This window comes from Bartonella saheliensis (genome assembly GCF_902162175.1).
In genome coordinates, this window is the sequence record NZ_LR607270.1 from 1 (window position 1) to 3574 (window position 3574).

The window sequence follows — 3574 nt, forward strand, 5'->3', positions numbered from 1 at the left end:
AATTCATCATATTCAAGTTTGTCAAACTGCCACGACTATGGGCATCAAAATGCAATCCTGTGTTCCCATAGCGAAACATCAGATCTTTTGCTTCTTGTGTGGAATTGGTCAGACCCCAAAAGTTATTCTCCATAAATTTCTGATAGCCTGCCACTAGAAGTTCTGAAATGGCAGAATCGGCTTCTGGGAATACAACAAAATAAAGCGGTGCATTTTGATCCTTCGCATGTTGCTCTGCATAAACAGCAGCTTCCTCTGGTGGTGTAAAAATGCCATTGAGGAACACATGCACCTTGCCATCAGCCCCTTCTTGCAAATACTGTTTTTCTTCTTCCAGTATTCATAGAAATTGAAGAACCAACCCCATAGACATGGGAATACATAGAGGTAGGGATTGTACTTTCTATCAACAGCAACACTTAAGGTTGGCATTTACGGCTATTTTTATATTTTTTACAAAATGGGCTGTTTAAGCGCCTCTTGACACTTCGCTGTGGAATGACTGCGCCTGGACGACAAATCGGCAAGTTTTCTTCTTTAAAATTCTCACACCATCCCCCCCCCCACTTATCTTTATAATGGAATCCTGATTGAAGCATGCAGCCATGAATTGTTTCTATTGCATTAATACTTAAGTTTCTAGTTTCTGGATCAGCATCATAAGGGCTCGGCATGCCACATTCTAACAAAGCTTTTCCTACCTCAGTAAAATCTGCTCCTGGTCTTTCCCACATGTATATGTACCCTGGAGAAGGCTTATCAATGTTACATCCCGTTATACTCAACAGAATGAGTCCGCTTAATAATTTTAAGATTTGTTTCATTTCTTGCTCTCTAGTTTAATTGAACTTAATTTTTATGCGGTGAGCATAAGAATCCCCATAAGCATGTCGACATGCTGGATCGGCATGACCATAACACGCATGGACATTGGGATAGCTTGTCATCATTTTCCATGCCTCTTTCCACCAATTACTGCCAGAGGGAACCTTGTAGAAAGTACTTGGATTGCCACCAATCCAAACACCAACAAAGTCATCTGCATGATTTTCCAACTCAATAGAGGTTTGTTCGCCATCACTCGCATAAGATAACAAACCGGATGTCGCCAAAGCATTCGCTGCTGGACCAACAAATTTGATTGTTGTGTTTTTGGCTATTCCATGGACACCTTCTTGTTTCAAAGAATTCAGTGCATTAAAACCTGTCAAACTGCCACGACTATGGGCATCAAAATGCAAACCTGTGTTCCCATAGCGAAACATCAGATCTTTTGCTTCTTGTGTGGAATTGGTCAGACCCCAAAAATTATTTTCCATAAACTTCTGATATCCTGCTATTATAAGTTCTGAGATGGCAGAATCGGCTTCTGGAAACACAACAAAATAAAGCGGTGCATTTTGATCCTTCGCATGTTGCACAGCATACCCCGCAGCTTCATAGGGTGGAGTAAAAATGCCATTGAGGGACACATGGACCTTGCCATCAGAGCCTTTTTGTAAATACTGTTTTTCTTCTTCCAGTATTCATAGAAATTGAAGAACCAACCCCATAGACATGGGAATACATGGAGGTAGGGATTGTACTTTCTATCAACAGCAAGATTTAAGGATAGCATTCATATTGTTCTGGATGTTTTTTACAAAACGGGCTGTTTAAGCGCTTCTTGACACTTGGCTGTGGGAAGACAACGCCAGGACGACAATTGGGCAGGTTGTCTTCTTTAAAAGTATAACACCAATTACTTCTGCTTTTACGGCGAAAACCTGATTGAACCATGCAAGCATCAATGGCAACCATGTCATTAGGAGTGAGCTTTTGAGTCTCTGGATCAACATCATAAGGGGTTGGCATACCACATTCTAACAAGGCTTTCCCTACCTCCGTAAAATCTGCTCCTGGCTTCTTCCACGCAGATATGTACCCTGGAGCAGGCTTACCTAAATTACATGCAGTCATGCTTAACATAATGAGTCCACTTAATAGTTTTAAAATTTGTTTCATTTTTTACTCCATGATTTACTTGGTGTATTCCATGATTTACCGACATCAATTTGTATACTGTGAGGCATCCCATAATCATTTTGACAGTCTTGACTCGCATGACCATAACACGCATGGACATTGGGATAGCTTGTCATCATTTTCCATGCCTCTTTCCACCAATTACTGCCAGAGGGAACCTTGTAGAAAGTACTTGGATTACCACCAATCCCAACACCAACAAAGTCATCTACATGATTTTCCAACTCAATAGAGGTTTGTTTGCCATCACTCAAATAAGATAACAGACCGGCTGTAGCCCAAGCATTCGCCGCTGGACCAACAAATTTGATTGTTGTGTTTTTGGCTATTCCATGGACACCTTCTTGTTTCAAAGAATTCAGTGCATTAAAACCTGTCAAACTGCCACGACTATGGGCATCAAAATGCAATCCTGTGTTCCCATAGCGAAACATCAGATCTTTTGCTTCTTGTGTGGAATTGGTCAGACCCCAAAAATTATTTTCCATAAATTTCTGATAGCCTGCCACTAGAAGTTCTGAAATGGCAGAATCGGCTTCTGGGAACACAACAAAATAAAGCGGTGCATTTTGATCCTTCGCATGTTGCACAGCATACCCCGCAGCTTCATAGGGTGGGGTAAAAATGCCATTAAGAGACACATGGACCTTGCCATCAGCCCCTTCTTGCAAATGTTGCTTTTCTTCCTCCGTTAAATAATGAAATGCAGGGATTTTTTGTCCACGAGCGTCTCTAATATACTGTCCATTTTCATCTGTTTTATAGATTATATTGCCCTGTTCATCACGGTCAACCACAGCAAGAGGATGTTCTTTAATAAACATGGTTTTATAGGACTCATCGCTGTATTTAAATCCTTCCTCCAGCAATTGCGTGGCCATTTCACGGTTTTCATGGACGATTTGCTCCAGCTTGCCTATATCGATGGGTGAGACACCCTTATGGGCGTTAGCAGTATCACGATTAAGGGAAGCAATGGCTTGGTCCCCATTTTGCCCTGTCAGTGCCATTTGCCCATCTTCATTGGTGATCACAATGGTACCATCACTGATGGCGGATTTGGTGTAACCTTCCTCTTCATCATGGGCTTTTGAATGATCTAAGACATTTTTGACAATGTTTTTGCCAACACCATATTTTCCTTGATCCATCGGACCACCCGCTGAAATGCTAAAACCTTGACTGCTGGCTGTCGCTTCAGAACTGTTGGTAATATCACTCGTCGTAATGGTTCCGGTGGTCAATTTGTTTTTGTCTGCTGGTGCAGTGCTGTCAATAATGCCCCCGGTCAGCGTTGTTTTGTCTTTAACATTGATCTCAAAGCCGCCTGTCCCTGCTTTGATGCCTGATTGCTCCACAACACTGTGATAATCACTAGAGGATTTATCGTTTTGGAAAGAGGCGCTCATGGAACCTCCTCCTCCCGTTGCTCCAGCACCAAAGCCAACAGAAACAGAATTTTGCTTGCTGGAAGTTTGTCCCGTATCGCTCTGGCTGGTAATGGTCAAGTTGCCCCCTACGTCTCCCCTGACCTTATTTCCAGAAACCA

At 42.2% G+C, this 3574-nt stretch carries 3 protein-coding genes and 2 pseudogenes; all 5 read right to left on the reverse strand.

The window, feature by feature from the left end; genetic code table 11:
- Window positions 1-292, reverse strand: a pseudogene (locus FS875_RS09485) (filamentous hemagglutinin); the annotation flags it as partial.
- Window positions 293-419: 127 nt separating this feature from the next.
- A complete protein-coding gene (locus tag FS875_RS09490; RefSeq protein ID WP_144756103.1) occupies window positions 420-824 on the reverse strand; it encodes a hypothetical protein in 405 nt (134 codons plus the stop codon).
- 15 nt (window positions 825-839) lie between these two features.
- Window positions 840-1472, reverse strand: coding sequence for a filamentous hemagglutinin (locus FS875_RS09495; RefSeq protein WP_246067902.1), 633 nt, complete (start codon window positions 1470-1472; stop codon window positions 840-842).
- Window positions 1473-1605: 133 nt separating this feature from the next.
- Complete coding sequence (locus FS875_RS09500; protein WP_144756117.1) at window positions 1606-2004, reverse strand: hypothetical protein; 399 nt, start codon at window positions 2002-2004, stop codon at window positions 1606-1608.
- Window positions 2001-3574, reverse strand: a pseudogene (locus FS875_RS09505) (hemagglutinin repeat-containing protein); the annotation flags it as partial. The pseudogene FS875_RS09505 and the gene FS875_RS09500, both read right to left, overlap by 4 nt.

Coding starts and splice junctions, on each gene's coding strand:
- FS875_RS09490 (WP_144756103.1), bottom strand. CDS start 824: ATGAAACAAATCTTAAAATTATTAAGCGGACTCATTCTGTTGAGTATA.
- FS875_RS09500 (WP_144756117.1), bottom strand. CDS start 2,004: ATGAAACAAATTTTAAAACTATTAAGTGGACTCATTATGTTAAGCATG.